General features: G+C 70.2%; 22 protein-coding genes. 9 read left to right on the top strand and 13 right to left on the bottom strand.

Going from position 1 to position 23,428, the window contains the following annotated elements; genetic code table 11:
- The first annotated feature begins 104 nt into the window (after positions 1-104).
- From gap to AB3M34_RS12150, 5 genes are all read left to right on the top strand, one after another.
- On the top strand, positions 105-1,109 hold the full coding sequence (gene gap, locus AB3M34_RS12170) for a type I glyceraldehyde-3-phosphate dehydrogenase (protein WP_370614176.1): 1,005 nt from the start codon (positions 105-107) through the stop codon (positions 1,107-1,109).
- Positions 1,110-1,155: 46 nt separating this feature from the next.
- On the top strand, positions 1,156-2,346 hold the full coding sequence (locus AB3M34_RS12165) for a phosphoglycerate kinase (protein WP_370614175.1): 1,191 nt from the start codon (positions 1,156-1,158) through the stop codon (positions 2,344-2,346).
- A 5-nt stretch (positions 2,347-2,351) separates the two neighbouring features.
- Positions 2,352-3,158, top strand: a complete 807-nt coding sequence (gene tpiA, locus AB3M34_RS12160) for a triose-phosphate isomerase (RefSeq protein ID WP_370620007.1) — start codon at positions 2,352-2,354, stop codon at positions 3,156-3,158.
- Between the two features lie 41 nt (positions 3,159-3,199).
- Positions 3,200-3,433: a preprotein translocase subunit SecG gene (gene secG / locus AB3M34_RS12155; RefSeq protein WP_370614174.1), complete on the top strand. Its 234-nt coding sequence runs from the start codon at positions 3,200-3,202 to the stop codon at positions 3,431-3,433.
- A gap of 113 nt (positions 3,434-3,546) precedes the next feature.
- The gene (locus AB3M34_RS12150; RefSeq protein WP_370614173.1) at positions 3,547-3,900 is read left to right on the top strand and encodes an RNA polymerase-binding protein RbpA; all 354 of its coding nucleotides are present in this window, start codon (positions 3,547-3,549) and stop codon (positions 3,898-3,900) included.
- A 61-nt stretch (positions 3,901-3,961) separates the two neighbouring features.
- On the opposite strand, the gene pgl is transcribed toward AB3M34_RS12150, so the two are convergent.
- Genes pgl through tkt form a run of 6 tightly spaced genes read right to left on the bottom strand, consistent with a single transcriptional unit; the run spans position 3,962 to position 12,359 of the window.
- On the bottom strand, positions 3,962-4,693 hold the full coding sequence (gene pgl / locus AB3M34_RS12145) for a 6-phosphogluconolactonase (protein WP_370614171.1): 732 nt from the start codon (positions 4,691-4,693) through the stop codon (positions 3,962-3,964).
- Positions 4,690-5,766, bottom strand: coding sequence for a glucose-6-phosphate dehydrogenase assembly protein OpcA (locus tag AB3M34_RS12140; protein WP_370614169.1), 1,077 nt, complete (start codon positions 5,764-5,766; stop codon positions 4,690-4,692). Before AB3M34_RS12140 ends, pgl begins: the two co-directional genes overlap by 4 nt.
- 52 nt (positions 5,767-5,818) lie before the next feature.
- The gene (gene zwf, locus AB3M34_RS12135; protein WP_370614168.1) at positions 5,819-7,384 is read right to left on the bottom strand and encodes a glucose-6-phosphate dehydrogenase; all 1,566 of its coding nucleotides are present in this window, start codon (positions 7,382-7,384) and stop codon (positions 5,819-5,821) included.
- Positions 7,381-9,021 (bottom strand): glucose-6-phosphate isomerase, encoded by a 1,641-nt coding sequence (locus tag AB3M34_RS12130; RefSeq protein ID WP_370614167.1) that lies wholly within the window; start codon positions 9,019-9,021, stop codon positions 7,381-7,383. Before AB3M34_RS12130 ends, zwf begins: the two co-directional genes overlap by 4 nt.
- A 16-nt stretch (positions 9,022-9,037) precedes the next feature.
- Positions 9,038-10,162 (bottom strand): transaldolase, encoded by a 1,125-nt coding sequence (tal, locus tag AB3M34_RS12125; protein ID WP_370614165.1) that lies wholly within the window; start codon positions 10,160-10,162, stop codon positions 9,038-9,040.
- 46 nt (positions 10,163-10,208) lie between these two features.
- Positions 10,209-12,359: a transketolase gene (tkt, locus tag AB3M34_RS12120; RefSeq protein ID WP_370614164.1), complete on the bottom strand. Its 2,151-nt coding sequence runs from the start codon at positions 12,357-12,359 to the stop codon at positions 10,209-10,211.
- 281 nt (positions 12,360-12,640) lie between these two features.
- Here tkt and AB3M34_RS12115 point away from each other — a divergent pair, with 281 nt between their 5' ends.
- Positions 12,641-13,573: a heme o synthase gene (locus tag AB3M34_RS12115; RefSeq protein ID WP_370620006.1), complete on the top strand. Its 933-nt coding sequence runs from the start codon at positions 12,641-12,643 to the stop codon at positions 13,571-13,573.
- A gap of 139 nt (positions 13,574-13,712) precedes the next feature.
- Positions 13,713-13,868: a hypothetical protein gene (locus tag AB3M34_RS12110; protein ID WP_370614162.1), complete on the top strand. Its 156-nt coding sequence runs from the start codon at positions 13,713-13,715 to the stop codon at positions 13,866-13,868.
- 301 nt (positions 13,869-14,169) lie between these two features.
- Here the strand turns inward: AB3M34_RS12110 and AB3M34_RS12105 are convergent, their stop codons facing one another.
- The 3 genes from AB3M34_RS12105 to AB3M34_RS12095 are packed head-to-tail and all read right to left on the bottom strand — an operon-like array spanning position 14,170 to position 16,761.
- On the bottom strand, positions 14,170-15,063 hold the full coding sequence (locus tag AB3M34_RS12105) for a COX15/CtaA family protein (protein ID WP_370614160.1): 894 nt from the start codon (positions 15,061-15,063) through the stop codon (positions 14,170-14,172).
- A gap of 4 nt (positions 15,064-15,067) precedes the next feature.
- Positions 15,068-15,841 carry an ABC transporter permease gene (locus tag AB3M34_RS12100; RefSeq protein ID WP_370614159.1) on the bottom strand — a complete coding sequence of 258 codons (774 nt, stop codon included), beginning with the start codon at positions 15,839-15,841 and terminating at the stop codon, positions 15,068-15,070.
- Positions 15,838-16,761 carry an ABC transporter ATP-binding protein gene (locus AB3M34_RS12095; protein ID WP_370614157.1) on the bottom strand — a complete coding sequence of 308 codons (924 nt, stop codon included), beginning with the start codon at positions 16,759-16,761 and terminating at the stop codon, positions 15,838-15,840. Before AB3M34_RS12095 ends, AB3M34_RS12100 begins: the two co-directional genes overlap by 4 nt.
- A 74-nt stretch (positions 16,762-16,835) precedes the next feature.
- On the opposite strand from AB3M34_RS12095, the gene AB3M34_RS12090 reads away from it, so the two are divergent.
- On the top strand, positions 16,836-18,998 hold the full coding sequence (locus tag AB3M34_RS12090) for an MMPL family transporter (RefSeq protein WP_370614156.1): 2,163 nt from the start codon (positions 16,836-16,838) through the stop codon (positions 18,996-18,998).
- 3 nt (positions 18,999-19,001) lie between these two features.
- On the top strand, positions 19,002-20,087 hold the full coding sequence (locus AB3M34_RS12085) for an ATP-dependent DNA ligase (RefSeq protein WP_370614154.1): 1,086 nt from the start codon (positions 19,002-19,004) through the stop codon (positions 20,085-20,087).
- Between the two features lie 16 nt (positions 20,088-20,103).
- Here AB3M34_RS12085 and AB3M34_RS12080 read toward each other — a convergent pair whose 3' ends face one another.
- The 4 genes from AB3M34_RS12080 to AB3M34_RS12065 form a co-directional block, all read right to left on the bottom strand.
- Positions 20,104-20,874 carry a hypothetical protein gene (locus tag AB3M34_RS12080; RefSeq protein ID WP_370614152.1) on the bottom strand — a complete coding sequence of 257 codons (771 nt, stop codon included), beginning with the start codon at positions 20,872-20,874 and terminating at the stop codon, positions 20,104-20,106.
- Positions 20,871-21,773 carry an ATP-binding cassette domain-containing protein gene (locus AB3M34_RS12075; protein WP_370614151.1) on the bottom strand — a complete coding sequence of 301 codons (903 nt, stop codon included), beginning with the start codon at positions 21,771-21,773 and terminating at the stop codon, positions 20,871-20,873. The genes AB3M34_RS12080 and AB3M34_RS12075 overlap by 4 nt, the downstream gene beginning before the upstream one ends.
- Positions 21,770-22,162, bottom strand: coding sequence for a GntR family transcriptional regulator (locus AB3M34_RS12070; RefSeq protein WP_370614149.1), 393 nt, complete (start codon positions 22,160-22,162; stop codon positions 21,770-21,772). Before AB3M34_RS12070 ends, AB3M34_RS12075 begins: the two co-directional genes overlap by 4 nt.
- A gap of 221 nt (positions 22,163-22,383) precedes the next feature.
- Complete coding sequence (locus tag AB3M34_RS12065; protein ID WP_370614148.1) at positions 22,384-23,421, bottom strand: DNA polymerase IV; 1,038 nt, start codon at positions 23,419-23,421, stop codon at positions 22,384-22,386.
- Positions 23,422-23,428 lie beyond the last annotated feature (7 nt).

Here is a 23,428-nt window from a genome sequence, read left to right as displayed (position 1 = left end):
GCGCTGACGCCCTGTGCGTGGTCGTCTGACGACCGCGATAGGGTCGTATCGATCGTGAAAGTCGATCAAACAACCCTGATGAGTGATCCTCGAAGGAGAGCGTCGTGACCGTGCGCGTAGGAATCAACGGATTCGGCCGGATCGGCCGCAACTACTTCCGGGCCGCGCTGGCCTCGGGTGCGGACTTCGAGGTCGTCGCCGTCAACGACCTGACCGACAACAAGACCCTCGCGACCCTCCTGAAGTACGACTCGATCCTGGGCCGTCTCGCCGACGACGTCTCCTACGACGAGACCTCGATCACGGTCGGCGGCCGCAGCATCAAGGCGTTCGAGGAGCGCGACCCGTCGGCGCTGCCGTGGGGCGACCTCGGTGTCGACATCGTCATCGAGTCGACCGGCTTCTTCACCGACGCCACCAAGGCCAAGGCGCACATCGACGCCGGTGCCAAGAAGGTGCTGATCTCCGCGCCCGCCAAGAACGAGGACCTCACGGTCGTCATGGGCGTCAACGAGAACCTCTACGACCCGGCGTCGCACCACATCGTCTCCAACGCGTCGTGCACCACCAACTGCCTCGCTCCGATGGCGAAGGCGCTCAACGACGGTCTCGGCATCGAGCGTGGCCTGATGACCACGATCCACGCCTACACGCAGGACCAGAACCTCCAGGACGGCCCGCACTCCGACCTCCGTCGTGCCCGTGCCGCCGCGCTCAACATCGTCCCGACCTCGACGGGTGCCGCGAAGGCCGTGAGCCTCGTGCTCCCCGAGCTCAAGGGCAAGCTCGACGGCTACGCCCTCCGCGTGCCGGTGCCGACCGGCTCCGCCACCGACCTGACGTTCACCGCCCCGCGCGAGACGTCGGTCGAGGAGGTCAACGCGATCGTCAAGGCCGCCGCGGAGGGCCCGCTCAAGGGCTACCTCGTCTACACCGAGGACCCGATCGTCTCGACCGACATCGTCACCGACCCGGCGTCCTGCATCTTCGACTCCGGTCTGACGAAGGTCATCGGTGACCAGGTCAAGGTCGTCGGCTGGTACGACAACGAGTGGGGCTACTCCAACCGCCTGGTCGATCTGACCTCGTACGTCGGCTCGTCGCTCTGAGCGGCGCGTCGGCCAGGTTCGTCCGTCCGATCTCCTGGGGAGCCCTGTGAAGACCATCGACGACCTCGGTGACCTGCGCGGCAAGCGCGTTCTGGTCCGCAGCGACCTCAACGTCCCGCTCGACGGCGCCACCATCACCGACGACGGCCGCGTGCGCGCGAGCGTCCCGACGATCCGCCGCCTCGCCGACGCGGGTGCCAAGGTCGTCGTGATCGCCCACCTCGGTCGACCCAAGGGCGCGCCGGACCCGGCCTACTCGTTGGAGCCGGTGGCGGTCCGTCTCGCCGAGGTGCTCGAGCTCGACGTGGCCTTCGCGAGCGACACCGTGGGCGCGTCTGCTCACGAGGTCGTCGCCGGGCTCGCCGACGGTGAGATCGCCGTCCTCGAGAACGTCCGCTTCAACGCCGGTGAGACGAGCAAGGACGACGCCGTGCGCGGCGCGTTCGCCGACCAGCTCGCCGAGCTCGGTGACGCGTTCGTGTCCGACGGCTTCGGCGTGGTGCACCGCAAGCAGGCCAGCGTGTACGACATCGCCGAGCGGCTCCCCGCGGCCGCCGGCGGACTCGTCCTGGCCGAGGTCGACGTCCTGAAGCGGCTGACGGAGGACCCGGAGCGGCCCTACACGGTCGTGCTGGGTGGCTCGAAGGTCTCGGACAAGCTCGGGGTCATCGACAACCTGATCGACAAGGCCGACGCGCTGGCGATCGGCGGGGGCATGGTGTTCACCTTCCTCGCCGCCCAGGGCCACGGTGTCGGCACCTCGCTGCTCGAGTCGGACCAGGTCGAGACGGTCAAGGGCTACCTCGCCCGTGCCGCGGAGAAGGGCGTCGAGATCGTCCTCCCCACGGACATCGTCGTCGCGCCGGCGTTCGACGCCGACGCGCCTCCGACCACCGTCGCGGCCGATGCGATCCCGTCCGACCAGATGGGCCTCGACATCGGGCCCGACTCCGGTGAGGCGTTCGCGCGTCTCGTCGCGGGGTCGCGGACGGTCTTCTGGAACGGACCGATGGGCGTCTTCGAGTTTCCCGCGTTCGCCGCCGGCACGAAAGCGGTCGCCCAGGCGCTCACCGAGGTCGACGGTCTGTCGGTCGTCGGTGGCGGCGACTCGGCAGCCGCGGTGCGTCGGCTCGGGTTCGACGACGGCCAGTTCGGCCACATCTCGACCGGCGGCGGTGCCTCTCTCGAGTTCCTCGAGGGACGCGAGCTGCCCGGCCTGCAGATCCTGGAGGGATGACGACCATGGCGCAGCAGCGCGTCCCGCTCATCGCGGGCAACTGGAAGATGAACCAGAACCACCAGGAGGCGGTGGTCCTGGTCCAGAAGCTCTCCTGGGTCCTCCAGGACAAGAAGCACGACTACGAGCGGGTCGAGGTCACGGTCCTCCCGCCGTTCACCGACCTGCGCAGCGTGCAGACGATCGTCGACGGCGACCGGATGCGGCTCAGCTACGGCGCCCAGGACGTCTCCGTCCACGACTCCGGCGCCTACACGGGTGAGATCTCGGCGTCGATGCTCGCCAAGCTCGGGTGCACCTACGTCGTCGTCGGCCACTCCGAGCGTCGCGAGTACCACCACGAGGACGATGCGCTCGTCGCAGCGAAGGCGCTCAAGACCATCGACGCCGGCATGACCCCGATCGTGTGCGTCGGTGAGGGCCTCGAGGTCCGCAACGAGGCCGCCCACGTCGCGCACTGCACGCAGCAGGTGGAGGGTTCGCTGGCCGGGTTCAGCCCCGACCAGGTCGCCGAGGCGGTCATCGCGTACGAGCCGGTGTGGGCCATCGGGACCGGCGAGGTGGCGACCCCTGACGATGCTCAGGAGGTCTGTGAGGCCATCCGCACGCAGGTCGCCAAGACGTGGTCTTCGCAGGCGGCGGAGCGGGTGCGTATCCTGTACGGAGGATCGGTGAAGGCAGCGAACGCCGCCGCGATCATGGCCCAGCCCGACGTGGACGGCGCCCTGGTCGGAGGCGCGAGCCTCCAGGCGGAGGAGTTCGCCGCCATCTGCCGGTTCTACGACCTTCCTGATCTGTCGGGCGTGGCGTGAGCCACGCCTGACCGTACGACGCGACCAAAGGACGATCCCTCGTGATCCTCACCTTCTCGATCCTGCTCATCCTGTCGAGCCTCCTGCTCATCGTCCTCGTGCTGATGCACAAGGGCCGGGGCGGCGGTCTCTCCGACATGTTCGGCGGCGGGGTCTCGAGCAGCCTCGGAGGCTCCTCGGTCGCCGAGCGCAACCTCGACCGCATCACGGTCGGGACGGCCGTGATCTGGGCGATCAGCGTGGTCGCGCTCGGCCTTCTCTTCAAGTTCAACTGACACACATTTCTTCGTCGCGGCACCTCGACCCGAGGTGCCGCGTCGTTTTACACTTCTGATCGACCCGGCGCGCGCCGGTGGCGATGACTGTGACGAGGACGAGGAGTCCATAGGTGTCAGGCGGTGCCATTCGAGGAAGTCGGGTCGGTTCGGGCCCGATGGGGGAGGCCGAGCGCGGAGATGCCGCGCCGCGTCAGGCGATCTCCTTCTTCTGTTCCAACACGCACACCACGGTGCTGAGCTTCGCGATCGAGGCCGACGTGCCCGAGTCGTGGGACTGTCCCCGGTGCGGTCTTCCGGCGAGCCAGGATCACGAGAACCCGCCGACCGCACCCAAGATCGAGCCGTACAAGACGCACCTCGCTTACGTGAAGGAGCGTCGCAGCGACGTCGAGGCCGAGCAGATCCTCACGGAGGCGCTCGAGACGCTTCGGGCGCGACGTGCGCGCGGTGAGGTCATCTACTGATGTGAGCTGAGGCGTCGCGTCTCGACCATGGCGTCCCCGACGTCGGTCGAGACGCGACGCCTCATCGCATGTCTGGGGGCAGGCGCGACGCCGCGCCCTCGTCGAGCATCCACAACGTCTGCTCGGTGCCGCGTACGCCGGCTGCAGGTGTCGCCGTGACGTCACCGGTGCCGATGGCGCTGGCGACGGCGTCGGCCTTGCCCTCGCCGGAGACGAGGAGCCAGACCTCGCGCCCGCGGTTGAGCGCCGCGAACGTCAGGCTGATGCGTGACGGCGGCGGCTTGGGGGAGTCGGCCTCGGCGATCGTGTCGTGGTCGACCACGGTCAGCGACGGCTTCCCGGGGAACAGCGATGCGACATGTCCGTCCGGGCCGACGCCGAGCATGACGATGTCGAACCCCCGGTCGCGGACCTCGTCGGCGTACGCCGCAGCCGCCGTCTCGAGGGAGACGGTGCCGTCGTCCGCAGGCATCGGATGGACGCGCGAGGCATCCACGCCCACGTGGTCGAGCAGCGCCTCTCGCGCCTGGCGTTCGTTGCGCTCACCGCTGTCGGCAGGGACGAAGCGCTCGTCTCCCCAGAAGAGCTCGACCCGGGTCCAGTCGACACGATCGTCCGACCGCGCCGCGACCATCCGGTGCACCGACCCGGCGATCGTGCCGCCGGTGAGCACGATGCTCGGAACATGCCCCTGCGCCTGGAGGGCCGCGATCGACGAGACGAGCTGATCGGCCACCGCTGCAGCCAGGCTGTCGGCGTCGCGCTCGACGAGCAGCTCGATGTCGTCGTTCACCGTGCACCACCTCCGCCCTTCGCGCCGCCCTTCGACCCGGACCTGGCGGCAGCGGTCCTGGTCCCGGACTTGGCGGCGGCGGTCTTGGCGGCGGTCTTGGACGCTCCACCCTTCGCCGGTGCTGTCGTCTTCTTCGCCGCAACCTTCTTGGCCGGTCGCCCGTTGCTGGAGTCGCGCCGCAGCAGCCGCTCGATCGTCTCGCGATACACGTCGTCCTCGTCGAGCCGGCGGAGGTCCTCCGCAAGCAGCTCGGCCGTCGGGCGGCGCCGGAGCGCGACCGTGCGGTCGGCCTCGCCGGGCACGACGAACCGTCCGTTGCGACCGTCGTGGCGCACGACCGCGACATCACCGATGGTCGAGTGCAGCCTCACCTCGGTGATCCCTGGGCCGCGCGAGGAGTGCTGCTCCACGGGCACCTTGAGCCGCGCCTCGAGCCAGGCGGCGAGAAGGTCTGCGCTCGGGTTGCCTCGCTCGGCGACGACCGAGCCGCTCGTGACCTTGAGCTCGACCTGGTCGAGTGCGGCGGCGAGGAGCGCACGCCACGGGGTCAGCCGCGTCCAGGCGAGGTCGGTGTCACCCGGTTGGTACGCCCGGGCGACCCGGATCATCGCGGCGTGCCGGGTGCGAGACGAGGCGGCGGCATCGGTGATCCGGCGTGTAGCCAAGGACCCCAGCGGGTCCTGTGCGGGCGCCTTCGGGGCAGACCCCGGCCACCACGCGACGACGGGGGAGTCGGGGAGAAGGAGGGGAAGCACGACACCCTCAGCGTGCTGCGTGAGCTCGCCGCTCATCCGCAGGATCACCGACTCGCCGGCGCTGTCGTTGCCGATGCGCACCTGGGCGTCGAGGCTCGCCGGCCCGCGCTTCTCCCGCAGGATGACACCGAGAACCCGTGCGGGGTGCTCGCGCGAGATGACACGGGACGCCCGCATCGCGTCGTAGTAGCGGGCCTCGTCGGTGACGACGATGAGCGTGAGCACCATGCCCATCGCAGGGCTCCCAGCGGCGATGCGCGCCCTCACGAGGGCGGCTGCGACGGCGCTGGCGCTCGTGTCGTTCAGGTCGACCTTCATCGCTCTCCTCGGTCCTCGCTGCTGCTCACCGGCTGCGGCGGCGTACGCGGCGTCATGGTCGCCGCCACGCCCGCCCGTCGCGCTCCAGCATGGCGTCCGCGGCTGCCGGACCCCATCCGCCGGACGGGTACGGGTCCGGCAGGTCCTCGCCCTTCTCGGTCTGCTTCGCCCAGTACTCGATGATCGGGTCCAGGATCTTCCACGAGAGCTCGACCTCCTCCTGCTGCGGGAACAGGGGCGGATCTCCGAGGAGGACGTCGAGGATCAAGCGCTCGTACGCCTCCGGGCTCGACTCCACGAACGTGCCGCCGTAGGCGAAGTCCATGTTGACGTCGCGCAGCTCCATCGCGGTGCCCGGCACCTTCGAGCCGAACCGCACCGTGACGCCCTCGTCGGGCTGGATGCGCATGACGATCGCGTTCTGGGTCAGCTCGCTCGTGTCGTACTTGGCGAACGGCTGGTGCGGCGCACGCTTGAACACGACGGCGATCTCGGTGACGCGTCGGGCGAGCCGCTTGCCGGTGCGCAGGTAGAACGGCACCCCGGCCCACCGTCGTGTCTCGATGTCGAGCCGGATGGCGGCGTAGGTCTCCGTGCCGGAGGTCGCGGGGATGTCCTCCTCGTCGAGGTATCCGCGGACCTTGAGCCCGCCGGCCCAACCGGCGGTGTACTGGCCGCGTGCGGTGTGCAGGTCCATCCGCTCCGGCGGTCGGGCCTGGGCGAGGACCTTCTGCTTCTCGAGCCGCAGGCTGCGGGCGCTGAACGACACCGGGGGCTCCATCGCCACCAGCGCCATCAGCTGCAGGAGGTGGTTCTGGATGACGTCGCGTGCTGCGCCGATGCCGTCGTAGTAGCCAGCGCGGCCGCCGATGCCGACGTCCTCGGCCATCGTGATCTGGACGTGGTCGACGTAGTGCGCGTTCCAGACCGGTTCGAACAGCTCGTTGGCGAACCGGAAGGCGAGGATGTTCTGGACCGTCTCCTTGCCGAGGTAGTGGTCGATCCGGAAGACCGCCTCGGGCGGGAACACGTCCGACACGACGTCGTCGAGCTCGATCGCGCTCTCGAGGTCGTGCCCGAAGGGCTTCTCGATGACCACGCGGCGCCACGAGCCGGCGCGGGGCTCTGCAAGACCGTGCTTCTTGACCTGGTCGATGACCGTGGCGAAGAACCCGGGCGGGATCGAGAGGTAGAACGCGTAGTTGCCGCCCGTGCCGCGCTCGCGGTCGAGCTCGTCGACCGTCTGGACGAGGTGCTCGAAGGCCTCGTCGTCGTCGAACGAGCCGGAGACGAAGCGGAAGCCCTCGGCGAGCTGTCGCCAGACCTCCTCACGGAACTCCGTCCGCGCGTAGCGCTTGACCGACTCGTAGACGACCTCGGCGAAGTCCTGGTCCTCCCACTCGCGCCGGGCGAACCCCACGAGCGAGAAGCCCGGAGGCAGCAGACCGCGGTTGGCGAGGTCGTACACCGCCGGCATGAGCTTCTTGCGGGAGAGGTCGCCGGTCACGCCGAAGATCACCAAGCAGCTGGGTCCCGCGATCCGCGGGAGCCGCCGGTCCTCCGGCTGTCGGAGCGGGTTGGCGTACGGCGTGGGACCACCTCGTCCGGCCCGGCTCACGCCAACGCCTCCCGGAGCGTCTCGCGCGCCGCGTCCGTGCCGTCGAGGTGGAGCCGGAGCACGGGGCGGCCGTGGTCGGTGAGCACACCAGCGTCACCGACGGCCTGGGCCAGCAGGAACTCGCCGAACGTGAAGGGTCGCCCCGGGACTTCGAGGTCCCGGTCGGGGTCGCCGGTGATCTGGAGGTAGACGCCGGTCGCCGGGCCACCCTTGTGGTACTGGCCGGTCGAGTGCAGGAAGCGCGGGCCCCAGCCGAACGTGGTCGGTCGGCCGGTCCGTGTGGCGAGCGTGTCGCGGGAGTCGGCCAGCTCCTTCTGGCGGAACCGGTCGAGGTAGGCCTGGACGGCGATGTAGCCGTGCTCGGGATCCAGCTCGTCGAGGAGCGACGCGACAGCGGTGCGCACCGTGAGGGCGTCCTCGGGGAGCCAGCCGGTGTAGTCGTACACCGTGACCCCGCCGTCGGTGAACACCGCGACAGGTGCCTCGGACGAGCCTTCGAGCATCGCGCGTGCGGCCTGCTTCGCGCTCTCGACGTCGGGCTGGTCGAACGGGTTGATCCCGATCAGCCGGCCCGCGACCGCGGTCGCGTACTCCCAGAGGACGAACAGCGCTCCGAGCGGGGCGTCCACAGCGAACCCGTAGCCCGAGGCCGCCACCGGGTGGTCCTCCGACATCGGTCCTATCATGCCGACGACCTCGTCTGCGGTGCTCGCGTCGGCGTTCGGGGCGTCCGGTCCGTCGACCACGACGGGGAGGATGCCTCGCCCCTGCTTGCCCGTGGACTCGGCGACGAGCTGTTCGGCCCAGTCGCCGAAGCCGACGTTGGCGGACCCTGCGTCCGCGAGCACCAGCTTGTCGACGCCCTCCTTGTTCGCGAGGCCCAGCAGCGCCCCGAGCACCAGCGCGGGGTTGGTCTCGTCGTCGGCGGCGACGTCCTCGGCGATGTCGTCCGCCTGCTGGAGGAGGCCACCGACGTCTGCGCCCGCGAGCCCGCTCGGCACCAGCCCGAAGGCCGTGAGTGCGGAGTAGCGGCCGCCGATCTGCGGGTCGGCGTGGAAGACGCGGTAGCCCTTGCCGGTCGCCTCCTCGTCCAGCGGGGAACCCGGGTCGGTGACGACGACGATGCGAGAGGCCGGGTCGATGCCCGCCACCTCGAACGCGTGCTCGTACGCGCGTCGCTGGCTGTCCGTCTCCACGGTGCCGCCGGACTTGCTCGAGACCACGACGACGGTCCGCTCGAGACCCTCGGCGATCGCCTCGCGAACCATGTCCGGATCGGACGAGTCGAGCACGGTCAACGGCACGCCCGCCGTCGCGCAGATCACCTCCGGCGCGAGCGATGAGCCGCCCATCCCGCACAGGACGACACGGTCGAGACCCGCACCGCGGAGCTCGTCGCGCAGCGCCTCGACCTGGGCGACCAGCGGCACCGACGTGACATGGAGGTCGGTCCACCCGAGGCGCTTGCCCGCCTCCTCCTCGGCGTCGGGGCCCCAGAGGGTGGCGTCGTGCTCCGAGATCCGGCTGGCGACCCGGTCCTCGACCAGCTGGGCGACCACCGCGTCGAGCGCGTCCTCGTCCGGATAGGCGAGGCCGAGCTCGAAGCCGGCCGGGACGGATGTGTCGTCGGTCTCCACCGATTCCCCCTCGTCGTCAGCCGCGGCGTCCGCGCGCGGCCGTCAGCTGATCTTGAACCGTGCGGACCAGGTCGGCCCACGACGACTCGAACTTCTCGACGCCCTCGGACTCCAAGGTGTTCATGACGTCGTCGTAGTCGACGCCCACCTCGGTGAGCGAACGGATGGTCTGCTCGGCCTCGGCGGCGTTGCCCGAGAGCTTGTCGCCCTCGACCTCGCCGTGGTCGGCGAACGCCCGCATCGTCGCGCCCGGCATCGTGTTCACGGTGTTCGGGCCGACGAGCTCTGTGACGTAGAGCGTGTCGGGGTAGTCGGGGTTCTTCACACCCGTCGACGCCCACAGCGGCCGCTGCCGGCTCGCCCCTTGCGCCTCGAGCGCCTTCCAGCGGTCGGAGGCCGAGAACTCCTCGTACACGCCGTAGGCGAGGCGAGAGTTTGCGACGCCGGCCTTGCCCTTGAGCGCGAGCGCCTCCTCCGTGCCGATCGCGTCGAGGCGCTTGTCGACCTCGCTGTCGATACGGCTGACGAAGATCGACGCGACGGACTGCACGTCCGAGATGTCGACGCCTTCGGCGATCGCGTGCTCCAGCCCGGTCGCGTACGCGTCGAGCACACCGCGGTAGCGGTCCAGCGAGAACAGCAGCGTCACGTTGACGCTGATGCCGGCGCCGATGGTCGCGGCGATGGCCGGGAGACCCTCCTGGGTGGCCGGGATCTTGATGAAGACGTTGGGCTCACCCACCTTGTCCCACAGCTTGCGGGCGGAGGCGATGGTCTCGTCGGTGTCGTAGGCCAGGGTCGGGTCGACCTCGAGCGACACGCGTCCGTCCACGCCGTCGGTCGCGTCGTAGACCGGACGCAGGATGTGCGCGGCCTGGCGGACGTCGGTCGTCGTCAGCTCGAAGATCGCGTCGGCGACAGAGGTGTGCGGGTCCGCCGCCAGTCCCTCGTCGATCTGGGGCTCGTAGCGCTCGCCCTCCTTCATCGCCGAGGCGAAGATCGTCGGGTTGCTCGTGACCCCGACGACGTGGTCCTCGTCGACGAGCCGCTGCAGCTCGCCGGTCTCGGTCAGCTCACGCGACAGGTCGTCGAGCCAGATCGACACCCCTGCGTCGCTGAGGGCCTTCAGTCGGTCGCTCATGCTCTCCTCCGTCCGTGCGGGACGCCGTGCTGTGCGCCGGCGTCGGTCAGTGGTGGGTCTGCGGGAGAATCGTGCCCATCGGCCTGGCGAACACGCCTACGCCGCCGGTGTGGCCGGACGCCGCGATGCTCTCCTTGGCCGCGGTCACGACCGCCTCGGCGGTGATCCCGAACTCCTCGTACAAGGTCTCGTACGCCGCCGAGGCGCCGTAGTGCTCGATGCCGACGATGCGCCCGGCGTCGCCGACGACCTCGCGCCACCCCTGGGCGATGCCCGCCTCGACGCTCACCCGGGCGCGGACGTGCGGCGGGATGACGGAGTCGCGGTACGCCTCGGTCTGGCCGTCGAACCACTCGCGGCACGGCATCGACACGACCCGGGCGGAGATGCCCTCCGCGGCCAGCTGCTCGCGCGCCGCGACCGCCAGCTGGACCTCGGAGCCGGTGCCGATGAGCACCACGTCCGGGTCACCGTCGGTGTCGAGCAGGACGTAACCGCCCTTGGTCGTCTCCGAGGCCTCGGCGTACCCGTCGGTCCCGCGCGGGAAGACGGGCAGGTTCTGCCGGCTGAGCGCCAGGCCCGCGGGGTGCGTGGGCGACTCCATGACCTTCTTCCAGGCGACGATCGTCTCGTTGGCGTCAGCGGGCCGGATCACGTCCAGACCGGGGATCGCGCGGAGCGCGGCCAGGTGCTCGATCGGCTGGTGCGTGGGTCCGTCCTCGCCGAGGCCGATGGAGTCGTGGGTCCACACGTACGTCACGGGCAGCTGCATCAGCGACGCGAGTCGCACCGACGGGCGCATGTAGTCGGAGAAGACGAGGAACGTGCCGCCGTACGGACGCGTGGGGGAGTGCAGTGCGATGCCGTTGAGGACCGCCCCCATGCCGTGCTCGCGGATGCCGAAGTGCAGCACCCGGCCGTACCAGTCACCCGAGAACATCTTGGTGGCGTGCTCGGGCGGGAGGAACGACGGCTGACCCTTGGGAGTGGTGTTGTTGGAGCCGGCGAGGTCGGCGGAGCCGCCCCACAGCTCGGGGAGCGTCGGCGCTGCGGCGGTGAGGAACGCGCCCGAGGCGACGCGGGTGGCGACGCCCTTCGGGTCGGCGTCGTACGTCGGCAGGTCGGCGTCCCAGCCCTCGGGCAGCTCGCGGGCCTCGAGGCGGTCGTACAGCGCGGCGGTCTCAGGGTTGGCCTCCCGCCACGCGGCGTAGCGCTCGTCCCACGCGGCCTGGTGCTCCTCGCCGCGGGTGACGGCCGCGCGCGTGTGCTCGATGACCTCCGGCGCGACGTCGAACGTCTTGGCCGGGTCGAAGCCGAGGATCTCCTTGGTCTTCGCGACCTCCTCGTCACCGAGCGCGGATCCGTGCGAGGCGCCGGTGCCCTGCTTGTCGGGGGCCGGCCAGGCTATGATCGTCTTCAGCGCGATGAAGCTGGGCCGGTCGGTGACCGAGCGCGCCGTCTGGAGCGCCTCCCACAGCGCCTCGACGTTCTCCTCGTAGCCGGCGCCGTCGTTGGTCCAGTCGACGAGCTGCACGTGCCAGCCGTACGCCTCGTACCGCTTCACGACGTCCTCGTTGAACGCCACGGCGGTGTCGTCCTCGATGGAGATCCGGTTGTCGTCCCAGATGAGCGTCAGGTTGCCGAGCTGCTGGGTGCCGGCGAGGGAGCTGGCCTCGGAGGAGACGCCCTCCTGCATGTCGCCGTCGGAGGCGATCGCGTAGACGTGGTGGTCGAACACGCCCTCGCCCAGCGGCGCGTCGGGCTCGAGCAGGCCGTGGCGTCGACGCGAGGCCATCGCCATGCCGACCGCGTTGCCGACGCCCTGGCCGAGCGGGCCGGTCGTCACCTCGATGCCCGGCGTGTGGCGGAACTCGGGGTGGCCCGGCGTACGGCTGCCCCACGTGCGCAGCGCCTCCAGGTCGGTGAGCTCGAGGCCGTAGCCGGTGAGGTAGAGCTGGATGTACTGGGTGAGGCTCGAGTGGCCCGCCGACAGCACGAAACGGTCACGCGCAGCCCAGTGCGGGTCTGCCGGGTTGTGCCGCATCAGCTTGTTGAAGAGCAGGTACGCCGCCGGCGCGAGGCTCATCGCGGTCCCGGGGTGGCCGTTGCCCACCTTCTGGACGGCATCCATGGCGAGGACCCGGACGGTGTCGACCGCCTTGCGATCCAGGTCGGTCCACTCCAGCTTCGTACTCACGTCGGCGTGCTCCTCAGACGGTGGTGCAGGGGCTCCGGCGCGCGCAACGCACCTCGTGGGGGCGCGCGGCCGGATCACGGACAGGTCTCGTTGTCGAGCCTACTCGCGCGCCCAGGTTCGCGCGGATCGGCTCCCCACCATGGGACGGCGGGCTCTCGACGGTGTCGCAGGCCGGGGCCGAGCGTGGTCGCGGTCACGGTGGCGCCACCCTCCTCGCACCCGGACGTGCACCGCTCGAACCGGCCGATAGACTCGCGGACGTGACCGCAATCGACCCGGAGCTGAGTGCTGCGCACCAGCACCCATCGCACCCGTCGAGTGGTCGTCCCCGGGCTCTCGACGTCGTCAACGCGTACGTCGGGCTGATGAAGCCTCGCATCATCGAGCTGCTCCTGCTGACGACCGTGCCGGTGATGTTCCTCGCTGCCGAGGGCGTCCCGCCACTCTGGCCGGTGCTCGCCACGCTCGTCGGCGGCACCCTGTCGGCCGGCTCGGCGAACGCGCTCAACTGCGTCTTCGACGCCGACATCGACCAGCAGATGCGCCGGACGCGCCGCCGCCCGCTGCCGCGTCACGCGGTCACGACGAGGTCCGCGCTCGTGTTCGGGCTCGTGCTCGGCGTCGTCTCCACGCTCTGGCTCGGCTTCCTGGTCAACTGGCTGTCCGCCGGGCTCGCGCTCGCCGCGAACGTGTTCTACGTCGTCGGCTACACGATGCTCCTCAAGCGGCGCACCTCCCAGAACATCGTCTGGGGTGGCGCAGCCGGCTGCTTCCCGGCCCTCATCGGCTGGACCGCGGTCACCGACGAGCTCGCATGGCCACCGGTCGTGCTGTTCCTGGTCGTCTTCTTCTGGACCCCGCCGCACTTCTGGGCGCTGGCGATCCGCTACCGCGAGGACTACGCCGCGGCCGACGTGCCGATGCTTCCGTCGATCGCGCCGGCGACCGTCGTGGCGCGCAAGATCGTCGCCTACTCGTACGCGATGGTGGCGACGTCGCTCATCCTGTGGCCGATCACGCCCACCGGCTGGTTCTACCCGGTCGCGGCGGTCGTCCTCGGCGCGGCGTTCATCGTCGAGGCCCACCGCCTCCAGGCTCGTGCCCGGATCAGCTCGGAGCTGTCGGTGCTCAAGCCGATGCGCCTGTTCCACTGGTCCAACGCGTACCTCGCGCTCCTCTTCGTCGCCGCGGCGATCGATCCCTTCCTGCGCTGACGCCCTGACGAGCGCTTAGGCGTTCCGTATCCACGTTGTGTCGACACGGTGGTCGCGATGTCGATACACAACGTCTCAGTCTCCCCAGGGACGCGATCTGCGGCGTGAAGGTCCGGACGCCGGACCCAACTTGTGGAGCATGACCATCACACTCGGCTCCGAGCAGCGGGCCCTTCTCGAGGCCCAGCACCACGTCCTCACCTCCGCACAGGCACGCGCGGTCTTCGGCGACGCCTACGTCCGTTCCCAGGTCTACGGTGTGACGTCGCGCTCGTCGAGGTACGCGCTCCAATGAGGTGTGATGCCCTCCATCGACGGACGTCGAGCGCCGATCGGCAGGGCCAATCCTGCACGGTTCCCATCGCGGACACGACCGGCTCGGAGCGCGGTCGACTTCGCGAGCTGGTCGGACAACGAGCGTGACGCACGAGCGATCATCCTGGCCGCCGCGCAGCAGCGCCTCGTCGCGCCGGTGACACCGTCGGCCGGCAGGTGCGGGAGCTGCTGCTGCAGGCCGGGAGGCGTCCCGACTCGACCTGATGCGTTGCGTATCGACCTTGCGACGACGTGGTGGACACGATGTCGATACGCAAGGCCTAAGCGCTGGTCCGGCCGCGTGCCTCGATCGCCGCCCAGGTCGCGGCGGCGGCGAGGATGCCCGCACCGAGGAGGTGGAGCGCGACCAGCACCTCAGGCAGGTCGGTGAAGTACTGGACGAATCCGACGAGCCCCTGCCCCAGCTCGACGCCGACGAGCACGACCGCAGCGCGCACCGCGGACGCCGGGGCGCCGACTGCCCTGTACGCGAGGGCGAGCCCGATCGAGAGACCCAGCAGCAGGAAAACCGCGTCCGCGTGCAGCTGCGTCACCGACTCGGGGTCGAACCCGTTGCGTGCCGTGTCGGGGTCGCCGGCGTGGGGGCCCGCACCGGTCACCACGGTGCCGATCATCACCGTCACCCACATCACGGCGTACGTGGTCCAGCCGAGCACCCGCACAGGTGACGGCACCACGTCGGCTGGCTCGCCCGGGGGGAGGAACGTCTCGCGCACCAGCACGGTGGACAGGCTCACGAGCGCGACCGAGATCGCGAGGTGGATCGCGACCGACCACGAGTTCAGGTCCAGCCGTACGACGACACCGCCCACCACGGCCTGCAACGGGATGCCGAGGGCCATGAATGTCGCGACACGCACGGCGAACGGGCGTCGCGGCCTCCAGGCGCGGACCACGAACCACGTCACGATCGCGATCGCGACCAGGACGAACGTCAGCATCCGGTTGCCGAACTCGATGGCGCCGTGGAGCCCGAGCTCACCGTGCGGCACGTACGACGCGTCGGTGCAGCGGGGCCAGGTCGGGCATCCGAGCCCGGAGTCGGTCAGACGCACCGCGGCGCCGGTGACGATGATGCCGATGTTGGCGACCAGCGACGCCCACGCCCACGCACGGACGAATCCGACGGTCGGGCTGCGGAACCTGTCGATCACGCGATCACTCCCACTTGAACGTCCGGGCTGTCAGTGCTGCGGCGACGCCGGCCCAGACCAGGAGCACGACGATGCTCTCCGTCGGCGGCGCGGAGCCGTCGAACACCGTGCGGATCGCCTCCGACAGGGCACCCGAGGGCAGCAGGGAAAGGAAGGTCTGGGCAGCGTCCGGGTAGCGGCTGAGCGGCACCAGCACCGCACCGCCGACCACGAGCAGGACGTAGACGAGGTTCGCGACGGCGAGGGTCGCCTCGGCCCGGAGCGTGCCGGCGAGCAGCAGGGCGAGCGCGGCGAACGCAGCGGTGCCGAGCAGCGCGAGGACCACCAGCCAGCCGTACGACGCGGCACCGCCGTGAGGCTCCCAGCCCAGCCACAGCGCCACCAGCACCAGGATGACGAGCTGCGCCACCTGGACGACGAGGACCGAGCCGATCTTGCCGACGAGCAGGCCCCACCGGGGGAGCGGCGTGCTGCCGAGCCGCTTGATCACCCCGTAGCGGCGCTCGAACCCGGTGGCGATCGCCAGCGAGGTGAACGCGGACGAGACGATCGCGAGCGACAGAACGCCGGGCGTGATGATGTCGATCGGGCGCCCGGGGCCGAGGTCGACGACGCGGGTCGCCGACGTCCCGGCGACCAGCAGCAGGAGAGGGATGACCAGGGCGAGCCCGAGCTGCTCGCCGTTGCGCATCAGCAGGCGCGTCTCCATCACGGTCTGCGCGAGCACCATGCGGCGTACGGGGGCGGCTCCGGGCCGGGGTGCGAAGTCGAGGCTCACGAGCGCAGCTCCCGTCCTGTGAGGTCGAGGAAGACGTCCTCGAGCGTGCGTCGGCGTACGCCGATGCCGTCCAGGAGCACGCCCTCCGCGGCGAACCACCCGGTCACCGCGTGCAGCAGCGCCGCGTCGATCGCGCCCGAGACGAGGTACTGGCCGGGTGTCTGCTCCACGACCTGCGTCCCGGCGGGCAGCGCTGCGATCAGACCGGAGACGTCGATACCCGCCGGTCCGTCGACCCGGAGCGTGTTCTCGGCGCCGTCGCTGGTCAGTGACTTCGGGCTCCCGGACGCGATCAGGCGACCGTGGTCGAGCACGTGGACCCAGTCGGCGAGCCGCTCGACCTCGTCCATGAAGTGGGTGGTGAGCACGACCGTGACGCCGCTCGCGCGCAGCTCCTCGACGAGCTCCCAGGTGGCGCGTCGTGCCTGCGGGTCCAGCCCGGCGGTGGGCTCGTCGAGGAACACCAGCTCGGGTCGTCCCACGAGCGCCGTGGCGAGGGCGAGGCGCTGCTGCTGGCCACCGGACAGGCGACGGTACGGGGTGCGGCCGATCCCGCCGAGGCCGAGTCGGTCGATCAGGGCGTCGACGTCGAGCGGGTCGGCGTACAGGCGAGCGACGTAGCGCAGCATCTCGTGCGGGTACGACGCCGACCACGCCCCGCCGCTCTGGAGCATGACGCCCACCCGAGGACGGAGCTGCACCGCGTCGCGGACCGGATCGAGCCCGAGGACGCGCACCGTGCCGGTCTGCGGGCGGCGGTATCCCTCGCAGGTCTCGATCGTCGTGGTCTTGCCGGCGCCGTTGGGACCGAGGACAGCCGTCACGGTGCCCGGCTCCACCGCGAGGCTGAGACCGTCGACAGCGGTCGCCTCGCCGTAGCGCATGACGAGGCCGGCGACCTCCACGGCGAGGGAATTCACTGGCTCAGTCTAGAGATCTCGTGTTCGATAGGGTCTGCTGGGGCCACCGCTGGGGTGGCCCGGGGAGGGGTCAGGTGTTCGGCTCGTTGGGACGGTATGTCGTCCGTCATCCGTGGCAGGTCATTCTCGCGTGGATCGTGCTCGCGGTAGCAGTGGTCGCTCTGGCCCCACCGTTGCAGTCGACGTCGGACGAGGCCGACTTCCTGCCGCGCGACTACGAGTCGATCAAGGCGCTGGAGGCCCAGGCCGACGCGTTCCCTGAGCTGGCCGACACCGAGCCTGCAGCGATCGTGGTCATCGACCGTGAGGACGGCGAGCCGCTCACCGACGAGGACTCCGCTGCTGTCGAGGCGCTCGCCGAGGACCTGAGCGCCGCAGACATCGAGCACCTCGCCGACATCACGGCGAACCCGCCGTCGGAGAACGGTGTCGTCCAGACCATCACGGCTGGGCTCACGGAAGGCACGGACCCGTTCGACACGACCCTGACCGACAGCGCCAAGGAGCTGCGCGAGCAGGCCAAGGACGCAGTCGAGGGCACTGACCTGCGTGTCGGCGTGACAGGGTCGATCGCTCAGAACCTCGACGCCGAGGAGGCCGCGAGCGGCGCCGAGGCAGCCGTCGGCGTCGCGACGATCGGTCTGATCGTCGTCCTGCTCCTCATCATCTTCCGGAGCCCGATCGTCGCGCTGCTGCCGATCGTGGTGATCACGATCATCTCCCAGGTCGCGACCGGCCTGATCTCCATCGCCAACGAGGCCTTCGGGCTCCAGGCCGACTCTTCGATCACGGTGATCCTGATCGTCGTGCTGTTCGGCATCGGCACCGACTACATCCTGTTCCTGATGTTCCGCTACCGAGAGCGGCTGCGCGAGGGCGAGGAGCCCAAGGCAGCGATGGTGCACGCGATCGAGCGGGCGGGTGAGGCGATCGCCTCCGCCGGCGGTGCCGTGATCGTCGCGTTCCTGGCCCTGGTGCTGTCGTCGCTGAGCATCTTCCGGTCGATCGGGCCCGCGCTCGCGATCGCCGTCGCGGTGACGGTCGTCGCGGCGCTCACGCTGATCCCGGCTGTCGTCTCGCTGCTCGGCACGAAGGTCTTCTGGCCGTCGAAGGCGTGGAAGAAGGAGCCGAAGGGCGCACGCTTCGCGGCGGTGGGCGACTCGCTCGGACGCCACCCGGGTCGCTTCGCGCTCGCGTCGGGTCTCCTCCTCGCCGTGCTCGCGATCTTCGCCTTCGGCTTCAAGCCGTCGTTCGACTTCTCGCAGATGAGCCTTCCCGACGACGCGGAGTCGATGGTCGCGAGCGAGCGCATGCTCGAGGGCTACCCGGCCGGTGCGACCGCGCCGCAGACCGTCCTCCTGCGCAGCACCGACGGCGAGCCGATCGCCCAGGACGAGCTCGCCCCGTTCGGGTCTGCGCTCGGCGAGGCCGAGGGAGTGGCTCAGGTCGCCGACCCGATCCCCAGCGCCGACGGCACCGCCGCGCTGTTCATCGTGACGCTCGACGACGACCCGATGTCGGATGCGGCGATGGAGAACGTCGAGGGCCCGATCCGTACGACGGCGCACGACGGCGCTCCGGATGGCGCCGAGGCGTTGGTCGGTGGGACGACGTCGATCTTCGTCGATCTGCAAGACGCGATGGTCCGCGACTACTCCGTGGTGTTCCCGGTCGCCGCCCTGCTGATCATGGTGATCCTCGCCGTCCTGCTCCGCAGCCTGGTCGCGCCTCTCTACCTGATGGCGTCGGTCGGCCTCGGCTTCGGCGCGACCCTGGGTGCCACGGTGCTGGTGTTCCAGGTGTTCAAGGGCGAAGACGGCCTCATCTTCATGTTGCCGATCTACATCTACCTCTTCGTGGTCGCGCTCGGCACCGACTACAACATCTTGATGATCGCTCGCCTGAGAGAAGAGTCGCGGCAGGGCAAGAGTCCGCACGACGCCGCAGCCTGGGCCGTACGCCACGCGGGCCCGACCATCGCTGCTGCGGGCCTGATCCTGGCCGGATCGTTCGCTGCACTCATGCTGGGCGGCAACCCGCTGCTGGTGTCGATGGGCTTCGCGATCTCGTTCGGCATCCTCGTCGCCGCGTTCGTGATGTCGATGTTCTTCACCCCGTCGCTGACTGCGCTGCTCGGCCACACGGCCTGGTGGCCGGGACACGGTGACCAGGCGCGCCCGGATGAGACCGACGATCCGGTCGACCTCGCCCCCGAGGAACTGACCCAGAAGGAGTGACGCATGGAGCTCCCGGTGATGCCGCCGGTACGCCCGATGCTGGCCAAGTCGGTCAAGGGCGTGCCGGACCCGGCGAAGGTCGACGGCGGCCTGTCGTACGAACCCAAGTGGGACGGCTTCCGCTGCATCGTCTTCCGGGACGGCGACACCGTCGAGATGACGAGTCGCAACACCCGTGACCTGACGCGTTACTTCCCCGAGCTGGTCGCAGCGTTCCTGGAGAACCTCCCGGAACGCTGCGTCCTCGACGGGGAGATCATCGTGGCGATCGACGGGCGGCTCGAGTTCGAGGTGCTCCAGGAGCGGATCCACCCGGCCGCCTCACGGATCACGCGCCTCGCCGAGGAGACTCCTGCCTCGTACGTCGCCTTCGACCTGCTCGCGCTCGGCGACGACGACCTCAGGGAGGAGCCGTTCGAGCTGCGCCGCGCGCGCCTGGTGGAGGCGCTCGAGGACGCTCGCGACCCCGTCCACACCACCCGTACGACCCTGGACCCGGCGATCGCGGAGGACTGGTTCGGCCAGTTCGAGGGCGCCGGGCTCGACGGGGTCGTCGCGAAGCCGCTACGAGCGCCGTACGCCGAGAACGGCCGCACGATGCTCAAGGTGAAGCACGAGCGGACGGCCGACGTCGTGGTCGCCGGCTACCGCTTCCACAAGACGTCGACGCCGGAGGAGCCGCTCCTGGGCTCGATGCTGCTCGGGCTCTACAACGAGGCGGGCGACCTGCAGCACGTCGGGGTGTGCGCGGCGTTCACCGCGGCGCGGCGCGGTGAGCTCGTCGCCGAGCTCGACCGGCTGAAGGTGGACTTCGCCGACCATCCGTGGGGGCGCTGGGCCGAGGCCGAGGCGCACCAGTCCGACCGGCTGCCCGGCGCACAGAGCCGGTGGAGCGCCGGCAAGGACCTGTCCTTCGTGCCGATCCGGCCGGTGCTCGTGGCCGAGGTCGCCTACGAGCACATGGAAGGGACGCGGTTCCGTCACACCGCCCGCTTCCGCAGGTGGAGGACGGACCGCGACCCCGAGTCGTGCACGTACGAGCAGCTCGAGGAGGTTGCCTCGTACGACCTCGCCGCCATCCTGGCCTGACGGCCCGCTGGCCGGCTCAGCCGCAGGCCGCGCGGGAGCCGGTCTTCAGCGGGATCTCTCGGACGGTGCGGGCGACGAGATAGCCCAGTGCCGCGAGCACGGCCGCCGACACGAGCACCGCCACGAGGACGGGCAGCTGGTCGTCGCCGAAGATCCGACCCAGCGTCCCGCTCGTCAACCCTCCGCCGAGCGCCAGCTCACCAGCGACGACCAGTGCGATGGCTGCCGCCATCTGGAGTGTTCCGAGGATGCTGCCCCACCGGTAGTAGCCGAGCGAGATGGCCGCACCGGCGAGGGTGTACGCGATGCAGCTCAGCGTCCACGACAGCCAGATCAGGAGGAAGTCGCCGGACGAGTCGTACAAGCCCGGGGCGTCGACGGCGGTCGACCAGTCGAGCGCACTGAACACAAGACTCTCGACGAGCATCCCGACGGCTCCGGCGAACCCGAACGTCACCCCGAGCCCGATGGCTGCGGTGACGACTCCGCGGCCGAACGACCGCCTGGTGACTCCGCCGGCAAGGTGCAGCGGCAGGAGACCCAGCGGGACGATCACGCCCATGACGCTGAGGAAGATCGGCGCGGATCCGAGGATGCCGTCGGCGACGCTGCCGTCGATCTCGTCCCACGTGTTCAGCACGACGGTGAGGACCGCGCTGATCATGACGACGGCGATCCAGAAGTAGATGCTGATCTGCCAGGTCCCGACGAACATCGCGTACCCGCTGGTCCGGGTGCCGCGCTGGTCCTGGTCGCGTGCGGTGACGGGGGAGAGGGTCGCGGTCATCGCCGGTCCTCCTTCATGGGGTGGGTCTCCTGGGTGAGGTGGATGAACAGGTCCTGGATGGACACGCGGGCGATCTCGACGCCGAGGTCGCGCGCGCGGGCGACCTCGGCAGGGTCGAGGGCGCCCTGGACGGTGATCTGGGTGGAGCCGCCGAGGGTCCGCGTGGAGAGCGTGTGGCGCCCGTCGGCGAGCTTGGTCACCGCCGACGTCGGACCGACGACGCTGACGGCGCGGTCGCGCAGGACGTCGGCGGTCTCGGCGACGACGGCGCGGCCCTCGTGGAGCACGACGACGTCCTCGAACAGGCGCTCCACCTCCTCGATGAGGTGGCTCGAGACGATGATCGTGCGCGGGTGCTCGGTGTAGTCGTCGAGCAGCGCGTCGTAGAAGGCGTAGCGGCTCGGCGCGTCCATGCCGAGGTACGACTCGTCGAAGATCGTCAGCGGCGCGCGGGCGGCGAGCCCGATCGTGCAGCCGAGCGCGGACTGCTTGCCGCGAGACAGCTTGTTCGGGTCCTTGGAGGGGTCGATCCCGAACAGGTCGAGCAGTGCCGCGGCATAGTCGGCGTCCCAGTGCGGGCGCACCTCCGAGTAGTAGCCCAGAGTGTCGTTGATCGGCGAGTCGCGGACGACGTCGCCGGACTCGCGGACGAGCTGGACCCCAGCCATGACCACGGCGTTCTCGAACGGGTCCACGCCGTCGACGAGCACCGCGCCCGAGGTGGGTCGCCGCAACGACGCGAGCAGGGCAAGCGCCGTCGACTTGCCGGCGCCGTTGCGTCCGAGCAATCCGGTGACCGTACCGGGGCGGATCGTGAAGGACGCCTGGTCGAGGGCGGGCTCGCGCTTGCCGTACCTCAGAGTGACGTCGCGGAGCTCTGCTCCGTACGGGGTGGTCATCGCGTCTCGCTTTCTGCGATCGGAGCGGGGGATGCGGTCTGCGGGCCCTCGAGATAGGCGACGAGGCGCTCCCGAGGGATGCCGAGCAGGTCGGCCTGCTCGACGGCGGGGCGGAACACGCGCTCGAGGTACGCCGCGCGGTGCTCGTCGAGCAGTCGCTCGTGCGCGCCGGCGGCGACGAACATGCCGAGCCCGCGGCGCTTCTCGATCAGACCCTCGTCGACGAGGATGCCGAACGCCTTCGCGGCGGTAGCCGGGTTGATGCGGAACGTGGTCGCGTACTGCGTCGTGGACATCACCTGTGCCTCCTCGGGCAGGTCGCCGCTCAAGATCTGCGCGCGGATCTGGTCGGCGATCTGGATGTAGATCGGCTCTGGTCCGTCGAACACGACCCGCTCACCTCCTGTGGTTCATTACTGGACTAATGAACCACAGAACATGCCGGGATGCAAGGTCTCGATCGCTCCGCACCCCGCTGGTCGAGGCGCGGAGCGACATCCCGCTGGTCGAGGCGCGGAGCGACATCCCGCTGGTCGAGGCGCGGAGCGACATCCCGCTGGTCGAGGCGCGGAGCGACATCCCGCTGGTCGAGGCGCGGAGCGATCGAGACCTACTCCGGCGCCGCCATCTCGGCGGCAACCCCGACCAGGCGCACGGCGCGCGTGCGGTCGGTCCGTTCCAGCAGCGCTGCGGCGGCGTCGGCGATCGTGACCGCGTCGGAGGTCGGCTGGGGGAGCGTCATGCTGCGGGTGCGGGTCTCGAAAGGCACGTAACGGATCTTGAGCCGCACCCGGACGGCCGGGCGGCCGTCCTCGACGACGTCGTACGCCGCCTGCTCGGCGAGTCGGCGCACCTCCGCCTCCACTTCAGCGGGATCGGTGAGGTCGACCTGGAACGTGACCTCGTGACCGTGGGAGCGCGGCACCCACGGCGTCGGATCGACCGGCGAGGTGTCGACGCCGCGGGCGAGCCGCCTGTACCACGGGCCCATCGTCGGGCCGATCTCCTTCGCCAGCACCTCGTCGTCGGCCGCCCCGAGCTCGCGCACGGTCGTGATGCCCAGGCGTGCGAACCGTGCGGCCATCTTGCCGCCGATGCCCCACACGCCGTCGACCGGCCGATCGCCGACCACCGACCACCAGTTGTCACGGGTGAGCACGAAGGTGCCGCGAGGTTTGCCGAGGTCGGTGGCGTTCTTGGCTCGGATCTTGTTGTCGCCGATGCCGACGGAGCAGTGCAGCATGGTGCGCTCGAGCACTCGCGCCTGGATCGCCTTGGCGAAGGCGACCGCACCGTCTGCGTCGGCCACCTCGTCGGGCACCGCGACGAACGCCTCGTCCCAGCCGAGGATCTCGACGGCGGTCTCGAGGCTGCGCAACGCGTCCATCACGCCCTCGGAAGCAGCGTCGTACGTGGGCTTGTCGACCGGGAGGAACACCGCGTCGGGGCACTTCTTGGCCGCGGTGCGCAGCGGCATCCCCGACCGGACCCCGAACTCGCGCGCCTCGTACGAGGCGGTCGAGACCACCCCACGCTCGGTCGGGTCACCGCGGCCCCCGACGACGACGGGGAGGCCGGCCAGCTCAGGGCGGCGCAGCACCTCGACCGCGGCGATGAACTGGTCCAGGTCGACGTGAAGCACCCACATCGCAACA

Origin of the sequence: Mumia sp. Pv4-285 (genome assembly GCF_041320275.1) — a bacterium.
Lineage (GTDB): Bacteria > Actinomycetota > Actinomycetes > Propionibacteriales > Nocardioidaceae > Mumia > Mumia qirimensis.
This window is presented reverse-complemented; position numbering and strand designations above follow the sequence as displayed.

What these genes read in the sequence shown, in the direction of transcription:
- tpiA (WP_370620007.1), top strand. Translation starts at nt 2,352, where the DNA reads ATGGCGCAGCAGCGCGTCCCGCTCATCGCGGGCAACTGGAAGATGAAC.
- AB3M34_RS12140 (WP_370614169.1), bottom strand. Translation starts at nt 5,766, where the DNA reads ATGAAGGTCGACCTGAACGACACGAGCGCCAGCGCCGTCGCAGCCGCC.
- tal (WP_370614165.1), bottom strand. Translation starts at nt 10,162, where the DNA reads ATGAGCGACCGACTGAAGGCCCTCAGCGACGCAGGGGTGTCGATCTGG.
- AB3M34_RS12110 (WP_370614162.1), top strand. Translation starts at nt 13,713, where the DNA reads ATGACCATCACACTCGGCTCCGAGCAGCGGGCCCTTCTCGAGGCCCAG.
- AB3M34_RS12085 (WP_370614154.1), top strand. Translation starts at nt 19,002, where the DNA reads ATGGAGCTCCCGGTGATGCCGCCGGTACGCCCGATGCTGGCCAAGTCG.
- AB3M34_RS12080 (WP_370614152.1), bottom strand. Translation starts at nt 20,874, where the DNA reads ATGACCGCGACCCTCTCCCCCGTCACCGCACGCGACCAGGACCAGCGC.
- AB3M34_RS12075 (WP_370614151.1), bottom strand. Translation starts at nt 21,773, where the DNA reads ATGACCACCCCGTACGGAGCAGAGCTCCGCGACGTCACTCTGAGGTAC.
- AB3M34_RS12065 (WP_370614148.1), bottom strand. Translation starts at nt 23,421, where the DNA reads ATGTGGGTGCTTCACGTCGACCTGGACCAGTTCATCGCCGCGGTCGAG.